This window comes from Ciceribacter ferrooxidans (assembly GCF_004137355.1).
In the GTDB taxonomy this organism is placed as follows: Bacteria; Pseudomonadota; Alphaproteobacteria; order Rhizobiales; family Rhizobiaceae; genus Allorhizobium; species Allorhizobium ferrooxidans.
The window spans coordinates 211,848-228,637 of record NZ_SDVB01000311.1; the positions used below are offsets into that span (position 1 = coordinate 211,848).

Below are 16,790 nucleotides of genomic sequence, written 5' to 3' on the forward strand. Positions count from 1 at the left end.
GCTCAGCCGCTTGTGCGGTCGGCGTGCCTCGCCAGACCTGAAAGCGCGAAGACGACGACATTCAGGAACGAGACGGCAGTGAAGACCGCCGAGAGCGAGGTGTGCTCCGCGACAAAGCCGATCACCGACGGCGCAAAGAGAATTCCCGAATAGCCGAGGGTCGTCACCACCGACAGGCCGATGCCGGGCGCAAGCCCCGGTATATTGCCGCCCGCCGAGAATGCGATGGGCACCATGTTGGAGATGCCGACACCGGCAACGGCAAAGCCCACCAGCGCAACGGTCAGATTGGGTGCGAGACCCGCAGTTACCAAACCGATGAATGATGCAGCCGTGCAAAGACGCAGTGTTCTCACGGCCCCCAGGCGGTCGCGCACCAGGTCGCCGGCAAAACGCATACCCGCCATTGCGAGCGAGAAGGCGGCAAAGGCAAAGCCGGAGAAGGAGACTGATGCACCGAGCTCAGTGCGCAGATAGAGTGCTCCCCAGTCGAGCGTTGCGCCTTCCGGGATCATAGAAAAGAGTGCGACGAGCCCGACCAACCACGGAAGCGGCGTCAACGGTAACCGTGCTTTTGTCCGCTGCTCGGAGGTATGCGGTCGGTCGGCAAGGATGCTCGGACGGGCGATCAGGAACAATATCAGCGCCGTACCGACCATGAGCACCGAGTGTCCAAGATCCCCGGTGACGGCGATCAGGTATCCCCCGAGGGCCGACCCCACCAGACCGCCAAGGCTCCAGAAGGCGTGACAGGACGACATGATCGAGCGCCGCATCGCCCGCTCGACTTCGACCGCGTTGGCATTCATGGCGACATCCATAGCGCCGGTCAGCCCGCCGAACAGAAAGACGGCGATGGCGCCGGACCAGACATTGTCGACCAGCGAGATCCCGAGCAGCGTGGGGACGAACAGAATGGTCGCGACCTGAACGACCTGCCGCGATCCGAAACGGACGATTTGAAACCCGGCGATCGGCATCAAGAGCAGCGACCCTGCCCCAAAGACAAAGAGCATGATGCCGAGGCCGCTCTCGGAGAGGCCGAGGGCGGCGGCAAAGAGCGGAATCTTGGGCGCCCAGGATCCCATCATCAGCCCATTCAGAAAAAAGAGCAGCGACACGGCCCGGCGCGTGGCTGGAAAAAAGGAGTGCGTCGTCGTTCCGACTGCTGTCTCACATTGAGTTTCGGTCATGATTTCCTCCACTGCAAGCGCTTGCAATCTATTTAAATCGATTGAACTCGCAAGCGACACATCCCACAACGACGCTCACATTTTGTTTCCCACCGAAACGTCGAACGGCAACGAATGCTCGTGTCGAGGGCGCCGGAACTCGTCGCGAAGATTACTGGCGACGCAAATCCTGTTGCATGCGGGTCAACCATCGTATATACGAATATTTGTAGATAAAAGTCCTGTGGAGGTTTCCAATGTCTCTCGATCGTGCAGTACTCGCCTTCGCCGGCGTGATGGTTCTCCTGTCCGTCTTCCTGACGGTCTACGTCCATCCGCTTTTCGTCTGGTTTACCGTCTTCATCGGCGTCAATATGTTGCAGTCCGCCTTCACCGGATTCTGCCCTGCTGCCATGATTTTCAAGAAGCTCGGCTTCCGTCCGGGAACGGCTTTCTGACGCAGTCCTGAAAAGGAAAAGCAAAATGTATCGCCCGCCGCTCGCACGTCTGGTTGCGCTCGCTCTCACTCTCTCCGCTTCCGCCACGGCCGCAGAAACCCTGCAGGTCAAACCGGTGACCATTCCCGAATGGAAGGCCGTCTACGGGCGCGTCGAAGCCCGCGACAACGTGCCGGCGCGTGCGCGGATCGGCGGCACTGTCGTCGAATTGAAGGTCACGGAAGGTGACAACGTCTCGACCGGCGACGTCATCGCAACTGTTCGGGACGACAAGATCGAGTTTCAGATTGCGGCGATCGACGCCCAGCTTCTCGGCCTCAAGGCATCACTCGACAACGCCCAGGCCGAGCTCGCGCGCGGCGAGGAACTGATCAAGCGCGGTGTGACGACCGCCCAGCGACTCGATGCGCTCCGCACACAGGTCGATGTGGTTCGCAATCAGATCGCCGCGGCCGAGGCACAGCGCTCGGTGATCGTCCAGCAGGGCAAGGAAGGCTCGGTGCTGGCGCCGACGACCGGCACGGTCCTGACGGTGCCAGTAACCCGCGACACCGTCATCATGGCTGGAGAAACGGTCGCAACGATCGGTGGCGGCGGCTTTTTCCTGCGGCTTGCGGTGCCAGAACGCCATGCCGACCTGCTCAAGGAAGGTGCCACGATCGAGATCGACGGAACCACCGGCGATCATCGTACGGGCCGCCTCGCAAAGATCTATCCCGAAATCGACAACGGCCGCGTGATCGCGGACGTGGAAGTCGATGCATTGCCCACAAACTTCGTCAACAAGCGTCTGTTGATCCGCCTGCCCGTCGGAGAACGGCAGGCTCTGCTCGTTCCGCAAGCCGCGGTCACCAGCCGCTACGGCGTCGACTATGTCACCGTGAAGAGCGGAGAGGCGACCACGGAGCGTACCGTCGTCACAGCCAAACCGATCACCCATGAAGGCGCGCCGATGACGGAGATCCTGACGGGTATCCGGGCCGGCGATGAGGTTGTACTGCCATGAAAATCCAGAATCTGGGCATCGCCGGTGGGTTGACGAAGACCTTCATTACGTCGCCGCTGACCCCGCTCTTTCTGCTTGCCGCCTTTGCACTTGGCGTCGTCGCCCTCTTGACCCTGCCGCGCGAAGAGGAACCGCAGATTTCGGTTCCCATGGTGGACATCATGGTCCGCGCCGACGGCCTGAAGGCAGAGGATGCGGTCAAGCTCGTCACGGAGCCCTTGGAGACGATCGTCAAGGGTATCAACGACGTCGAGCATGTCTATTCGCAAACCGCCGATGATCAGGTGATGGTCACGGCGCGGTTCGTGGTTGGCACATCGGGCGATTCGGCCGTCTTGCGCGTCCATGACAAGATCCGCGCGAATATGGGCTCCATCCCCGTCGGCATTCCGGAGCCGCTCGTCGTCGGCCGAACGATCGATGACGTCGCAATCGTATCACTCACTCTGACACCGTCCCTCGAAAAAGGCGCGAACGTTACAGCCAACGACCTGACGCGCATCGCCCGTGAGCTTCGGGTCGAGCTAGCGAAGATCGAGAACGTCGGCCTGAGCTATCTCGTTGGCGAAACCGGTGAGGCGATCCGCATCGCTCCCGACCCCGAAAAGCTCGCACTCTATGGCATGACGCTCCAGCAGCTTTCCGGCAAGGTCACGGCCGCGAACCGGTCCTTCTCGACCGGCCTTGTTCGCGACGGCGGGCAGCAGATCGAAGTCGTGGCCGGAGAGACGCTTTCCACCCCCGCAGATATCGGCAACCTGCTGCTGACCACCCGCGACAACCGTCCGGTCTATGTCCGTGACGTCGCCGACGTCTCGTTCGTCACCGACACTGCCGAAGCACGCGCCTCCACCGTGACCCGCGGCGAGAACGGTGAACTGAAGCGTGTTCCGGCGGTGACGCTGGCGATTGCCAAGCGCGCCGGAGCAAACGCCGTTCTAGTGTCGGAAGAAATCCTTCATCGCGTCGAGGAAGTGAAGGGCAGCCTCATCCCGGATTCGATGGACGTCGAGGTCACCCGGGACTACGGCGATACCGCAAACGAGAAGGCGAACGAACTGCTCTTCCACCTCGGGCTTGCAACGCTCTCGATCATTGCACTGGTGTGGATCGCAATCGGCCGCCGCGAGGCCTTCGTTGTGGCCATCGTGATCCCGGTCACGATCCTGCTGACGCTGTTTGCCGCGAACCTCATGGGCTACACGCTGAATCGCGTCTCGCTTTTCGCGCTCATCTTCTCGATCGGCATTCTAGTCGACGATGCGATCGTCGTAATCGAGAACATCGCCCGACACTGGGGCATGTCGGACGGAACGAACCGACGGGAGGCAGCGATCGACGCGGTCGCCGAGGTCGGCAATCCGACGATCGTCGCGACCCTCACGGTCGTGGTCGCGCTGCTGCCGATGATGTTCGTTTCGGGCATGATGGGCCCCTATATGAGCCCGATCCCGGCCAATGCCTCGGCCGCGATGATCTTCTCCTTCTTCGTCGCGGTCGTCGTGACGCCGTGGCTGATGCTGAAGATCGCCGGCAAGGCGAACCTCCATCACGATGCGGACCATGGATCGGGAGGCACGCTTGGACGAGGATATGCGGCTGTCGCGAGACCCATCCTTGCGACCAAAAAGAAGAGCTGGATCTTCCTTCTTCTCGTCGGCGTGGCGACGCTCGGCTCACTGGCTCTCTTCTACACGAAGGACGTCACGGTTAAGCTGCTCCCCTTCGACAACAAGTCGGAACTTCAGGTTATGATCGACCTGCCGGAGGGCTCCTCCGTAGAGACTACGGATGCAGTCGCACAGGCCATCGCCAAGGTCGTGCTGGACACGCCGGAGGTCGTCTCCGTGCAGACCCATGCAGCGACCGCGGCACCGTTCAACTTCAACGGCCTCGTCCGCCATGCCTATCTGCGATCCAAGCCCGAGATGGGCGACGTCCAGATTAACCTGCTGCCGAAAGGGGAGCGCGACCGCTCCAGTCACGAAATCGCGCTCGATTTGCGCCAGCGCCTCATCTCCCAAGTGGACGTCCCCGAGGGCAGCTCACTCAAGGTCGTCGAGCCACCACCCGGTCCGCCGGTTATGGCGACGCTGCTTGCTGAGATCTACGGCCCTGACGCCGACACCCGCCGCGCGACGGCGGAAAAGGTGAAGACAGCGTTCCGTTCGGTTCCCTTCATCGTTGACGTCGACGACAGTTACGGCCAGCCCGCCAGACGTCTGCGTGCGACGATCTCGACCGACGATCTCGACTTCTACGGCGTCTCGGAAAGCGATGTGTTCGATACTTTGTCGATCCTCAACGGCACGACGACGATCGGCTACAGCCACCGCGGTGAAGGGCGCGCGCCGATTCCGATCGAAATCACCCGGCCAAAGGGTACCAAGGTTCTCGACGAGACCTTCCTTGCGACCCCCATCCCGGCGAACCTCCTGCCCGGCTCCCGATCGGTTGTCGAGCTCGGCGACGTCATCCGCGTCAAAGAAGAACAGGCCTCGTTCCCGGTCTTCCGCCACAACGGCCGTTACGCCGAGATGGTGACTGCGGAGCTTGCTGGAGACTTCGAGGCGCCGCTCTACGGTATGCTTGCCGTTCAGGATGCGCTCGACGCGCAGGACTGGACCGGACTGCAGAAGCCCGAGATCGCCCTGCACGGTCAACCGACCGACCAGAGCAAGCCTGTCTTGCTGTGGGATGGCGAGTGGGAAGTGACCTGGGTCACCTTCCGCGACATGGGTGCCGCCTTCATGGTCGCGCTCCTCGGGATCTATATCCTGGTCGTCGCGCAGTTCGGCTCCTTCAAGGTGCCGCTGGTGATCCTCACCCCGATTCCGCTGACCTTCATCGGTATCCTCGGCGGCCACTGGCTGTTCGGTGCACCGTTCACTGCGACCTCAATGATCGGCTTCATCGCACTCGCCGGCATCATCGTGCGCAACTCGATCCTGCTCGTCGACTTCATCCGCCATGCTCGTACGCCGGAGCGTCCGCTGACGGACGTCCTGATCGAGGCCGGTTCGATCCGCTTCAAACCGATCCTGCTGACCGCGCTTGCGGCGATGATCGGCGCAGCGGTCATCCTCACCGACCCGATCTTCCAGGGGCTGGCGATCTCCCTGCTCTTCGGTCTGGCATCGTCGACACTGCTGACGGTCCTCGTCATTCCGGCGATCTACCGCGTTCTCCGTACCTGAGGCGCCTGCACGATCAAAACAAACGCCCGCAGAACGACGATTCTGCGGGCGTCTTCGTTCAGACGCTGATATGCCTGCCGTTCATTTGGCCGGTAGCCAAGCCTCCGCAAGCTCGACCCAGAAGCTCGTACCGATCGGCAGAATGTCGTCGTTGAAGTCGTAACGCGGGTGATGCAGCGGAGGATCGTTGGGAGTCCGCTGCGTGCCGACGAAGAAATAGGTCCCGGGTCGCCTCTCGAGCATATAGGCGAAGTCTTCACTGCCCATGGTCGGCCGCTCCATCTCGATGATCTTTTCAGATCCCGCAAACCGTGTCGCGAGCGCCCGGACGAAATCGGTTTCAGCCTTGTGGTTGATGGTGGCGTTGTAGCCACGCTCGTAGGCGACGGTCGCCGTCATGCCGTAACTAGCGGCCTGTCCCTCCGCGATCCCGCGAATGCGCTGTTCGAGCTGGTCCCGCACCTTGGCATCGAAGGAGCGGACACTGAGCAGCATCTCGGCGCGTTCGGGAATGACGTTGCTGGCCCCGCCGGCGTGGAACGCACCGACCGTCACCACGGTCGGGTCGAGCGGATGAACATTTCGGGAGACAATCGTTTGCAGCGCCATGATGATGCTGGCGCCAGCGACGATGGGATCGGCCGTATCCTGCGGCTCGGCGCCATGTCCGCCCCGCCCGTTGACCGTGATCTTGCACTCGTCGACGGCCGCCATGATCGGCCCGTCACGAAAAGCGAAGTGGCCGAAAGGAATCGTGGGGTCATTGTGGAGAGCGAAGACCGCATCACACGGAAATCTATCGAAGAGACCATCTTCGATCATCAGCCTGGCTCCGCCGAAATTCTCCTCGGCAGGCTGGAAGATCAGATGCACCACACCGTCGAAATTCTTCCGCTCTGCGAGAATCTTCGCAGCACCAAGCAGCATGGCCGTATGGCCGTCATGTCCGCAGGCGTGCATCACACCCGGATTCCGGCTCTGATATTCGGCACCGGTTTCTTCGAGGATGGGCAACGCATCGAAGTCTGCGCGGATGCCGATGCTCCTGCTGCTGCTTCCATAGCGAAGGGTCGCGACGACGCCGGTCTTCGCGAGTCCACGCGTGACCTCGTACCCCATGGCGGCAAGCTGGGCCGCCACATAATCGGAGGTCTCGAACTCGGAGAGGCCGATTTCGGGGTGCTGGTGCAGATGGCGTCGCGTTGCCACGATCTCGGGCATGTAATTCGAAAAGCGTATCGTCATCTTTTCACCGGCTGTTGATCGAAGGAGAAATCCGGACACCATCGGCGATTCCGGCGAGGAAGAGAGTGGCTCGCCAGCCGCGAACTCGGCCGGCGAGATGGGCGAGTTTTGCACTTGTCCTGCAATTCATCAAGCGTATAACCAGCCTGCGAAGCCAATCGGCGCCCGAGGATTCTTCAGATGGCGGAGAAAAACCCTACCAACCCGGCGCAGGAAACGCCCGTCCGACGGAGCTTCCACCGTGCAGGGGAAGCCGAGCGACGAAAGGCTCTTATCCGGGCAACGCTCGACTGTATCAGCGAGTATGGCCTGGAAGGAGCGACGGTTCGGCAGATTGCCGCGAGAGCCGGCGTCACCGGCGGCCTCATCCGTCATTATTTTTCGGGCAAGGGCCAGATGCTGGAGGCCGCCTACCGCGAAATCATGGACACGATGAGTTCGGCAGCCTTTCATGCGCTGGAGCAAGCCGGCGACGACCCAAGAGTACGCCTGCACGATTTCATTGTCGCCAACCTGACACCGCCGGTTACTGATCCCCGCACGATGTCGCTGTGGGCGGCCTTCATTAGTCACGTTCGTGTAGATCCGGGTTTCGCGAAGATCCAGCGGGAAAACTACCTCGCCTATCTGGCCGTCCTCCAGCAGCTGGTGGAAAACTTCCTCGCGGACGCCGGGCGGCCCGCGCCCGCCGGGGACTGCCGGAAGCTTGCCATCGCCATCAACGGCATGATCGACGGTCTCTGGCTTGAGGGTTCATTGGCAGACGACCTTTTCGAGGACGACCCTCTGCCCGGTATCGCCCTCGCAGCGGTGGAATTGCTTCTTGGAGGTCTGAGCCTTTCGGAGGGTCGCGGCACCGATTCGGAAGCCTCTGGGCGCTGAGACAAAAGGGACAAAGGGATCGGTGCCCAAGTCACTTCATCCGGGCTTCGGCGCAATAGCTCTTGGCTACCGCTTTGAAATAAGGCATAAAAAAGCCCATTTTCCCGTAGAGGGCAGTCTATCTCCGTCTAGGTCCGGTTTTCTTTCACCAGCGTCATCCATCGGCGGCTTAAAGTTCGGTATCGGAACAAGAGCATGGCCGTCAGATTGGTGCGCCCGGGGACAGAGGCAGGTCAGGACAGTCCGGCAATCATCTTTATGACAGAACTCGAGAATATGTCCTTACCCATGACGCTGCTTACCTCGTCGCGCGAATTCGAGACAAAACAGATCGATCACAACGATTCGATCCGCGCTGCCTACTTCTCGAACGAAGAACTGTATGAAAGCGCAGCAGCGCTCGCACGCGACGGTGCCAGCGAGTTGCCGGCTCTCTTCGCCTTCGACTTTTTCGCGCGCCACAAGGAGAATGAGCGGGAGATCCTGCGGGTCTACCGAGCGACGGCCGCCGACGTCGAAAACGGCGCGACGATCACGCCCGCAGCCGAATGGCTGCTCGACAATCACTATGTCATCGAAGAGGCCATCCAGGAGGTCCGCCGGGATTTCCCGCGCCGCTTCTATCGGCAGCTGCCGACCATGAAGATCGGGGAATACGAGATCCCGCGCACGATGGCGCTCGCCTGGCTTTACGTCGCTCATACCCACAGTACCGTGTCCCAGGAAAGCATGACCGCGCTGGTCGAGGGCTTTCAGTCGTCGCAGACGCTGGAAATCGGCGAGCTGTGGGCACTCCCTTCGATCGTGCGGTTCGTCCTGATCGAAAACCTGCGACGCATTTCGACGCGCGTCGACCGCTCTCGCCGGATGCGGCGAAAGTCGAACGAGATCGCAGACGAGGTCATCCGTCTCAACGACCCGTCTGCATGCAAGGAGCTCTTCAGCCGCATCGAGCCTCTGGCTGAGGACAACACCTTCGCCACCCAGTTCCTCTATCGCATGCGAAACGGCTCGCAGGACACAAGCTTTGCCGTCAATTGGCTGGAAGAGCGCCTCGAGCGCTCGGGCCGCACTGCAGACGAGGCGATGACCGCCGAACACAATCGGCTCTCCTCGGGCAACGTCACCACCGGCAACATCGTCAAGAGTCTTCGTGAAATCGACGACAAGGAGTGGTCGGTCTGGGTCGAACAGGTATCGCAGGTCGACAAGATCCTCGGCCAGCACACCGACTACCACCAACTCGATTTCGGCTCACGCAACGCCTACCGCAACACCGTAGAACGCCTCGCCCGTCGCTCGGAAAAGACCGAGATCGAGATCGCGCAGCTTGCAATCGACATGGCAGCCGCTTCCGCCCGCGATCCGCAGAGTGCCGACGCGCACTCCAATGTCGGCGGCTTCCTGGTGGGATCGCAACGAAAACGCCTCGAACAGGCGATCGGCTACCGTCCACCGCTGCACCTGCGCATCGCCGATCTCGTGCGCCGCATGAACTGGATGGCAATCGCCATCCCCGTGATCGCTATCACGATCGCGGTTCTGGCAACGGTCGGCTGGTTCCTCGCCGGTGCCGGGCTTTCCTCGCCGCTGATCCTGATCCTGTTGCTGATGTTGTCGCTGCCGGCCTCCGAAGGGGCGACCGGCCTTTTCAATACGCTGGTGACCTTCATCGTCAAGCCGGCCCGCCTCACCGGTTACGAATTCAAGGATGGCATTCCGGCAGACGCGCGCACGCTGGTCGTCGTGCCCTGCCTTATCGCCAAGCGCGATGACGTCGACGAACTCATCCGCAATCTCGAGGTTCATCACCTCACGAATCCGCGAGGTGAAATCTCCTTTGCCCTGCTCAGCGACTGGCGTGACAGCGCGGTGGAGGAGACGCCCGCGGATATCGAGATCCTGGAATATGCGAAGCGCGAAGTAGCGACCCTTAATGCTCGCTACGCCCACGACGGAAAGACGCGCTTTTATTTCCTTCACCGCCGCAGGCTATTCAATCCGGCTGAGGGCGTCTGGATGGGCTGGGAACGCAAGCGCGGCAAGCTGCACGAGCTCAATCTCCTGCTGCGCGGGGACCGCGATACGACTTATCTACCCGGAGCCAACATCGTTCCGGAAGGCGTCCAGTACGTCATGACGCTCGACGCCGACACCCGACTCATGCGGGATGCGGTGACTAAGCTCGTCGGCAAGATGCACCATCCGATCAATCGGCCGGTACACGATCCGGAAACGGGCCGGGTCGTCAGCGGCTATGGCGTGCTGCAACCCCGCGTCACGCCGTCGCTGACCACCGGCGAAGACGCTTCGGTCTTCCAGCGCGTTTTCTCGATCAACCGCGGCGTCGACCCTTACGTCTTCACGGTGTCCGACGTCTATCAGGACATTACCGGAGAGGGTACTTTCACCGGCAAAGGCCTTTATCATGTCGACGCCTTCGAACGGGCGCTGAAGGGCCGCATCGACGAGAACACGGTCCTCAGCCACGATCTACTCGAAGGTTCGATGGCGCGGTGTGCTCTCGTTACGGACGTAGAACTCGTCGAAGACTTTCCAACCCGCTATGAGGTCGAGATTTCTCGCCAGCACCGTTGGGCGCGGGGTGACTGGCAGCTCCTCCCCTACATTTTCGATCCATCACGCGGCATCACCGCACTCGGCCGATGGAAAATGGTCGACAATCTTCGCCGTTCTCTGACGCCGATGGCGTGGTTCTTGGCCTCGGCGATCGGCTGGTACGCCATGACCCCGGTCGGAGCGGCAATCTGGCAGCTTCTGCTGATCTTCTGCATCTTCGTCGCGCCGACGTTGTCGCTGCTCTCGGGCCTCGTTCCACGCCAAACCGATATCGTTCCCAAGGCCCATTTCCAGTCGCTCTGGTCGGAGGTCCGGTCCGCCAATGCGCAGGTTGCCCTCCGCATTGTCTTCATCGCCGACGCCGCATGGATGATGGGGGACGCGATCGTTCGCTCTCTCTACCGCCTCTTCGTCAGCCGCAAGCTCCTGCTCGAGTGGCGCACTGCCGGCAGCATCCAGTCCGTCGCCCAGGGGAACCCCCTCTCCTATTACCGGTCGATGCGACACGCACCTGCACTCGCACTCGCGGCAATCGGCCTGGCCTCTCTATCCGGCAATTACGGTTTCCTGATCGGCGTGCCGTTCGCGATCTTCTGGATCCTCTCGCCCGTGGTCGCATGGTATGTCAGCCAGTCGGCAGAGACGGAGGATCGCCTGTTCGTGCCTGAGGAGGTCACGATCGAGTTGCGCAAGATCGCTCGCCGAACCTGGCGCTACTACGAAGCCTTCGTGACTGCCGAAGACAACTACCTGCCTCCCGACAACTTCCAGGAGACACCGGAGCCGGTCCTTGCCCGCCGCACCTCACCGACCAATATCGGCGTCTATCTGCTCTCCGTGGTTTCGGCGCGACAGTTCGGCTGGGTCAGCTTCGAGCAGACGATCGAGCGGCTCGAACAGACGATCGCGACCGTCGAGACGATGGAGAAATTCCGTGGTCACCTCTACAACTGGTATTACACGGATACGCTGAAGACACTCGGCCCGCGTTACATTTCGGCTGTCGACAGCGGCAACCTTGCCGGCCATCTCATCGCCGTTTCGTCCGCTTGCCGGGAATGGGCCGAAGCACCTTCCGCGCACCTGCAGGGCAATCTAGACGGCATCGGCGATGTCGGCGGCATCCTGCTGGAAGCGCTTGCCGAATTACCGGACGATCGCAAGACCGTTCGCCCGCTGCGCCGCCGGCTCGAAGAGCGCATCAACGGCTTCAACAACGCGCTTGCAGCTGTCAAGCGCGAGCATGAGTTCGCGTCCATCCGGGTTATCAATCTGGCGGTGCTCGCGCGCGACATCCAAAAGCTCGCGTCGAACCTCCACCATGAGGTGCGCTCCGAACAGAGCAAGGAAGTCACCCGCTGGACGGAATCACTGGTGAGAGCCTGCGAGGTGCACATCTCCGACAGCACATTCGACCTTTCCATTATCGAACCGCTTCGTCAGCGACTGGTCACGCTGCGCGACCGCGCCCGTGACATCGCCTTCTCAATGGACTTCGGTTTCCTGTTCCGCCCCGAACGTCGCCTTTTGTCGATTGGCTACCGCGTCGACAGCCGGGAACTCGACGAGGCATGCTACGACCTGTTGGCGTCGGAAGCCCGCCTCACAAGTCTTTTCGCCATCGCGAAGGGAGATCTTCCGACCGAGCACTGGTATCGTCTTGGCCGCCAGGTCGTGCCGATCGGCGCCCGCGCCGCGCTGATTTCGTGGTCCGGCTCGATGTTCGAGTACCTGATGCCGCCACTGGTTATGCAGGAGCGGCAAGGCGGCATTCTCAACCAGACGAACAATCTCGTCGTCCGGGAGCAGATGAATCACGGAAAGCGCCTCAACATTCCATGGGGTATTTCGGAAGCCGCTTTCAACGCCCGCGACCACGAATTGACCTACCAGTACACCAATTTCGGGGTCCCCACCCTCGGGCTGAAGCGCGGCCTCGGCCAGAACGCGGTCATTGCACCCTATGCGTCGATCCTGGCCAGCCAGTACTTCCCGAAAGCTGCCCTCGAGAACCTCGAGCGGTTGCGGAAACTGGGCGCGCTGGGCGCCTACGGCTTCCACGACGCGGTCGACTTTACGCCGACCCGCGTGCCTGAAGGAAAGACTTGCGCGGTCATCTACAACTACTATGCCCACCATCACGGCATGTCGATTGCCGCCATTGCCAACGTCGCCTTCAACGGCCGGCTACGCGAGCTCTTCCACTCCGATCCGGTAATCGAAGCAGCGGAACTCCTGTTGCAGGAAAAGGCGCCACGCGAGATCCCGGTCATGAGCGCGAAGTACGAACCGCAGACCCCCGGCAAGGGTCAGGCCGATCTCCTGCGACCCGAGATCCGCACCATCGTCGATCCCGCGATGAAGGACCGCGAAGTGGTCTTCCTGTCGAATGGACACTACTCCGTCATGCTCACCGCGACCGGTTCGGGCTTCTCGCGATGGAACGGGCAGGCCGTTTCGAGATGGAAGGCAGATCCGACCGAGGATCGCTGGGGCACCTTCATCTTCTTGCGCGACATGGGAAGCGGCGAATGGTGGTCGACCACGGCAACGCCGCGGCGCGCCGAAGACGAAAAGACCAAGGCCATCTTCGGAGACGACAAGGCGGAATTCTTCAAGACCGTCGGCGACATTTCAAGCTCCGTCGAGTGCATCGTCGCAACCGAGCATGACGCCGAAGGCCGACGCGTCACACTCCTGAATACCGGGCCGGACGACCGGTTTGTCGAGGTGACATCCTACCTCGAACCGGTTCTCGCCTTTGAAGACGCGGACAATGCCCACACGGCGTTCTCGCGGATGTTCATCAAGACCGAGTTCGGCCGCCGCCGTGACGTCATTCGTGCGGAACGCAACAAGCGCAGCCCCTCCGATCCGGATATCTGCGTTGCACATCTCGTGGTCGATAATGCAGGTCCGGGCCGGCCGACCGAATTCGAAACCGACCGGCGCAAGTTCCTCGGCCGTGGCCGGAATCTCGCCAATGCGGCAGCCTTCGATCCGGGGGCAACGCTTTCGGGGACGGAGGGGTACACCCTCGACCCGATCCTCAGCCTGCGCCGGGTCGTACGGGTGCCCTCCGGCAAGAAGGTCAGCGTGATCTTCTGGACCATTGCGGCCCCGAGCCGGCCGGAGGTGGATCGCGCCATCGAGCGCTATCGTCACCCCGATGCCTTCAGTCACGAGCTGGTGCATGCTTGGACACGTGCGCAGGTCGAGTTGCGGCACATCGGCATCACCTCGCAGCAGGCCGCCGCGTTTCAGCATCTGGGTCGCTATCTGGTCTATCCCGATAATCATCTGCGTTCAGACCCGGAAACCGTCAGAACCGGGCTTGCGTCGCAGCCCGCGCTTTGGCCGCTGGCGATCTCGGGAGACTTCCCGATCTTCGCGCTACGCATCAACGACGATATGGACATGGAGATCGCACGCGAAGCGCTCAGCGCCCTCGAATTCCTGCGTCGGCGCGGCGTGGTCGCCGATCTTGCGGTCATCAACGAACGAGCAACCTCCTATGCGCAGGACATGCAGCACGCATTGGAACGGCTCGCCGAGAACCTGCGCTACCGGCAGGCCGACGGTGGGCGCCAGCACGTGTTCACAGTGCGTAACGACCTCATGGAGGAAGGCACAACCCAGGCTCTCGTGGCAGCGGCCCGCGTCGTCCTCCATGCCCGTAACGGCAAGATCGTAGACCAGGTCAATCGCGCGGTTTCCCTGTTCGCTACACCCCGGCTGCCAGAGGGCGCCGAACCCGACTGGAGCGGGTTGCCGCCCGCCCAGCCACATAAGGGTCGGGACGTTCTGCTGACGGAACAGAGCGATCTGCTTTTCTGGAACGGCTTCGGCGGTTTCGACAAGGACGGCAGCGAATACGTCGTGCGTCTCGGTGCCAGCGGAACAACGCCCCATCCGTGGATCAACGTAATCGCCAACGAACAGTTCGGCTTCCATGTATCGGCCGAAGGCTCCGGCTTCACCTGGAGCCAGAACTCCCGCGACTATCAGGTGACACCATGGAGCAACGATCCGGTCACCAACCGGCCGGGCGAGGCTTTCTATGTCGCCGACCCTATGAGCGGCAAGACCTTCTCGCCCTTCAGAACCCTCAATCTTGACGAAACGAGCCGTTACGAAACGCGGCACGGCCTCGGCTACAGCGTGTTCAAGAGCCGGCATGAAGGACTGGAACTCGAACTGACCCAGACAGTAGACCGCGCGCGTCCGGTAAAGCTGTCGCGGATGGTTATACGCAATACCGGCAAGGCAGTCCGCACCTTGAGGGTTTATGGCTATGCCGAATGGGTTCTGGGCAACAATGCCCAAAAGACAGCGCCGTTCATCCTGTCCTCGTTCGATGAGGAAACGGGAGCGCTTTTCGCGACGAACCGTTATGATATCAACTATCCGGGCCGCGTCGCCTTCCTCGCCGCAAGCGAGCCGGCCGCAAGCTACACGGCCAGCCGCCGGGAGTTCATCGGACGGAACGGCTCGATCGAACTGCCGCAAGCGGTTGCACGGCAATCGAGGCTCCTGAACTCGATCGAAACCGAAGGCGATCCGTGTGCCGCACTCGCCCTCGATATCGAAGTGCCAGCCGGTGCAGCGAAGGAGCTCTGCTTCTTCCTCGGCGACTGTGCTACCGCGGCCGAGGCAAGCAGGCTGATCGCGGACGTCCGCAAGGAAGGCGCTGCCAAAATCCTGGAGACACAGCAGGCGTTCTGGCGTGATTTCACCGGCAGACTGCAGGTAAATACAGGCGACAAGTCGTTCGACTATCTGGTCAATGGCTGGCTGCCCTACCAGGCGCTGAGCTGTCGCCTGCTGGCCCGTGCTGGTTTCTACCAGGCAAGTGGCGCTTACGGTTTCCGCGACCAGCTGCAGGATACGCTGGCCTTTCTGACCGTGGATCCGAACCTGGCCCGCCGGCAGATTCTGCAAGCGGCGTCCCGGCAGTTCCTCGAAGGTGACGTACAGCATTGGTGGCTGCCGCAGACCGGCGCCGGCGTTCGCACGCGCATCTCGGACGACGTCGTCTGGCTGGCCCACGCCGTTGACAGATACGTGATTGCGACCGGTGAAAATGCGATCCTTGATGAGGAAATTTCGTTCCTCGAAGGACCTGCGTTGCCCGATGGTGAAGCCGACTCGTTCTTCTTGCCGCAGCCGACGGAAGATCGCTTCAGCCTTTATGAGCACGCCGCCCGTGCCCTCGACCTCGCAGTCGCTCGTACCGGCATTCACGGTTTGCCGCTGATCCTCGGCGGCGACTGGAACGACGGCATGAATCGCGTTGGTCATAAGGGACAGGGCGAGAGCGTCTGGCTCGGGTGGTTCCTGGCAGGGACCCTGAAATCATTCCTCACCTATGCAGAGGAACGCGGCGACAGCACTCGCATCGCGCGGTGGACGACGCATCTCGCTGAACTCACCTCCGCTCTTGAGAGTGCCGGGTGGGATGGCGAATACTACCGCCGTGGCTACTTCGACGACGGTGCCCCACTGGGGTCGGCCCAATCGGAAGAATGCCGCATCGACTCGATCGCCCAGTCCTGGAGCGTTCTCTCGCATCAGGCCCCGCCGGAGCGCGCGACGGCGTCCGTCGACGCTGCCGTCGCGAAACTGGTCGACGACGAGGCCGGCATCGTGCGGCTCTTCACTCCTCCCTTCGAGAAGACAGCGGCGGATCCGGGGTATATCAAGGCGTACCCGCCGGGTGTCCGCGAAAACGGTGGCCAGTACACGCATGCCGCCATTTGGCTCGGCATGGCGCTTGCGGAGCTCGGTCGCGATGCCGATGCCTGGCGGTGCTTCAATATTCTCAATCCGTTGAAACACGCCCTCGACGCGGATGCAGCAGAACGCTACCGGGTTGAACCCTACGTCGTGGCGGCAGATGTCTACGGCGACGGGGCTTATCTCGGGCGCGGCGGCTGGACTTGGTATACCGGCTCGGCGGGTTGGCTCTATCGCTTCGCGGTCGAGGGTATCCTCGGGGTGACCAGACGGGGCGACACGCTGTTCGTCCGTCCGTGCCTGCCTCCCGAATGGCAGGGCTTCGAAGCGACGCTCACGATCGCCGAGCGCGTGTATGGCATCGCCGTCAAACGGTCGGAGGACGGCGGCTACGAGGTAACCGTCGATGGAAAGAGGCTGGCCGACGGTGTAAGCGGCTTCAAGCTCGCGAAATCCAAATAGCTCCCGCACCGACACCGGGAGCCAGAACGCAAGCGCGACATACGAACTAAAA

At 61.7% G+C, this 16,790-nt stretch carries 7 protein-coding genes; 5 read left to right on the forward strand and 2 right to left on the reverse strand.

The features are described from left to right. Positions 1-2: 2 nt before the first annotated feature. Positions 3-1,091, reverse strand: coding sequence for an MFS transporter (locus EUU22_RS21160; protein ID WP_245485205.1), 1,089 nt, complete (start codon positions 1,089-1,091; stop codon positions 3-5). A gap of 338 nt (positions 1,092-1,429) precedes the next feature. Between EUU22_RS21160 and EUU22_RS21165 the strand changes: the two genes are divergently transcribed. Genes EUU22_RS21165 through EUU22_RS21175 form a run of 3 tightly spaced genes read left to right on the forward strand, consistent with a single transcriptional unit; the run spans position 1,430 to position 5,833 of the window. Then, positions 1,430-1,630 carry a YgaP family membrane protein gene (locus EUU22_RS21165; RefSeq protein ID WP_129333961.1) on the forward strand — a complete coding sequence of 67 codons (201 nt, stop codon included), beginning with the start codon at positions 1,430-1,432 and terminating at the stop codon, positions 1,628-1,630. Positions 1,631-1,655: 25 nt separating this feature from the next. Continuing rightward, entirely contained in the window at positions 1,656-2,636 is a 981-nt protein-coding gene (locus EUU22_RS21170) for an efflux RND transporter periplasmic adaptor subunit (RefSeq protein ID WP_129333962.1), read from the forward strand. Further along, positions 2,633-5,833 carry an efflux RND transporter permease subunit gene (locus EUU22_RS21175; protein ID WP_129333963.1) on the forward strand — a complete coding sequence of 1,067 codons (3,201 nt, stop codon included), beginning with the start codon at positions 2,633-2,635 and terminating at the stop codon, positions 5,831-5,833. The genes EUU22_RS21170 and EUU22_RS21175 overlap by 4 nt, the downstream gene beginning before the upstream one ends. Positions 5,834-5,914: 81 nt before the next feature. On the opposite strand, the gene EUU22_RS21180 is transcribed toward EUU22_RS21175, so the two are convergent. Continuing rightward, a complete protein-coding gene (locus tag EUU22_RS21180; RefSeq protein WP_245485207.1) occupies positions 5,915-7,078 on the reverse strand; it encodes a M20 aminoacylase family protein in 1,164 nt (387 codons plus the stop codon). Positions 7,079-7,258: 180 nt separating this feature from the next. On the opposite strand from EUU22_RS21180, the gene EUU22_RS21185 reads away from it, so the two are divergent. After that, positions 7,259-7,960, forward strand: coding sequence for a TetR family transcriptional regulator C-terminal domain-containing protein (locus EUU22_RS21185; RefSeq protein WP_129333964.1), 702 nt, complete (start codon positions 7,259-7,261; stop codon positions 7,958-7,960). A 276-nt stretch (positions 7,961-8,236) separates the two neighbouring features. Next, positions 8,237-16,738: a GH36-type glycosyl hydrolase domain-containing protein gene (locus EUU22_RS21190; RefSeq protein WP_129333965.1), complete on the forward strand. Its 8,502-nt coding sequence runs from the start codon at positions 8,237-8,239 to the stop codon at positions 16,736-16,738. Positions 16,739-16,790: the final 52 nt, after the last annotated feature.

Excerpts from the sequence above, each read along its gene's own strand:
- EUU22_RS21160 (WP_245485205.1), bottom strand. The coding sequence starts at position 1,091 with ATGATGGGATCCTGGGCGCCCAAGATTCCGCTCTTTGCCGCCGCCCTC.
- EUU22_RS21165 (WP_129333961.1), top strand. The coding sequence starts at position 1,430 with ATGTCTCTCGATCGTGCAGTACTCGCCTTCGCCGGCGTGATGGTTCTC.
- EUU22_RS21170 (WP_129333962.1), top strand. The coding sequence starts at position 1,656 with ATGTATCGCCCGCCGCTCGCACGTCTGGTTGCGCTCGCTCTCACTCTC.
- EUU22_RS21175 (WP_129333963.1), top strand. The coding sequence starts at position 2,633 with ATGAAAATCCAGAATCTGGGCATCGCCGGTGGGTTGACGAAGACCTTC.
- EUU22_RS21180 (WP_245485207.1), bottom strand. The coding sequence starts at position 7,078 with ATGACGATACGCTTTTCGAATTACATGCCCGAGATCGTGGCAACGCGA.
- EUU22_RS21185 (WP_129333964.1), top strand. The coding sequence starts at position 7,259 with ATGGCGGAGAAAAACCCTACCAACCCGGCGCAGGAAACGCCCGTCCGA.
- EUU22_RS21190 (WP_129333965.1), top strand. The coding sequence starts at position 8,237 with ATGTCCTTACCCATGACGCTGCTTACCTCGTCGCGCGAATTCGAGACA.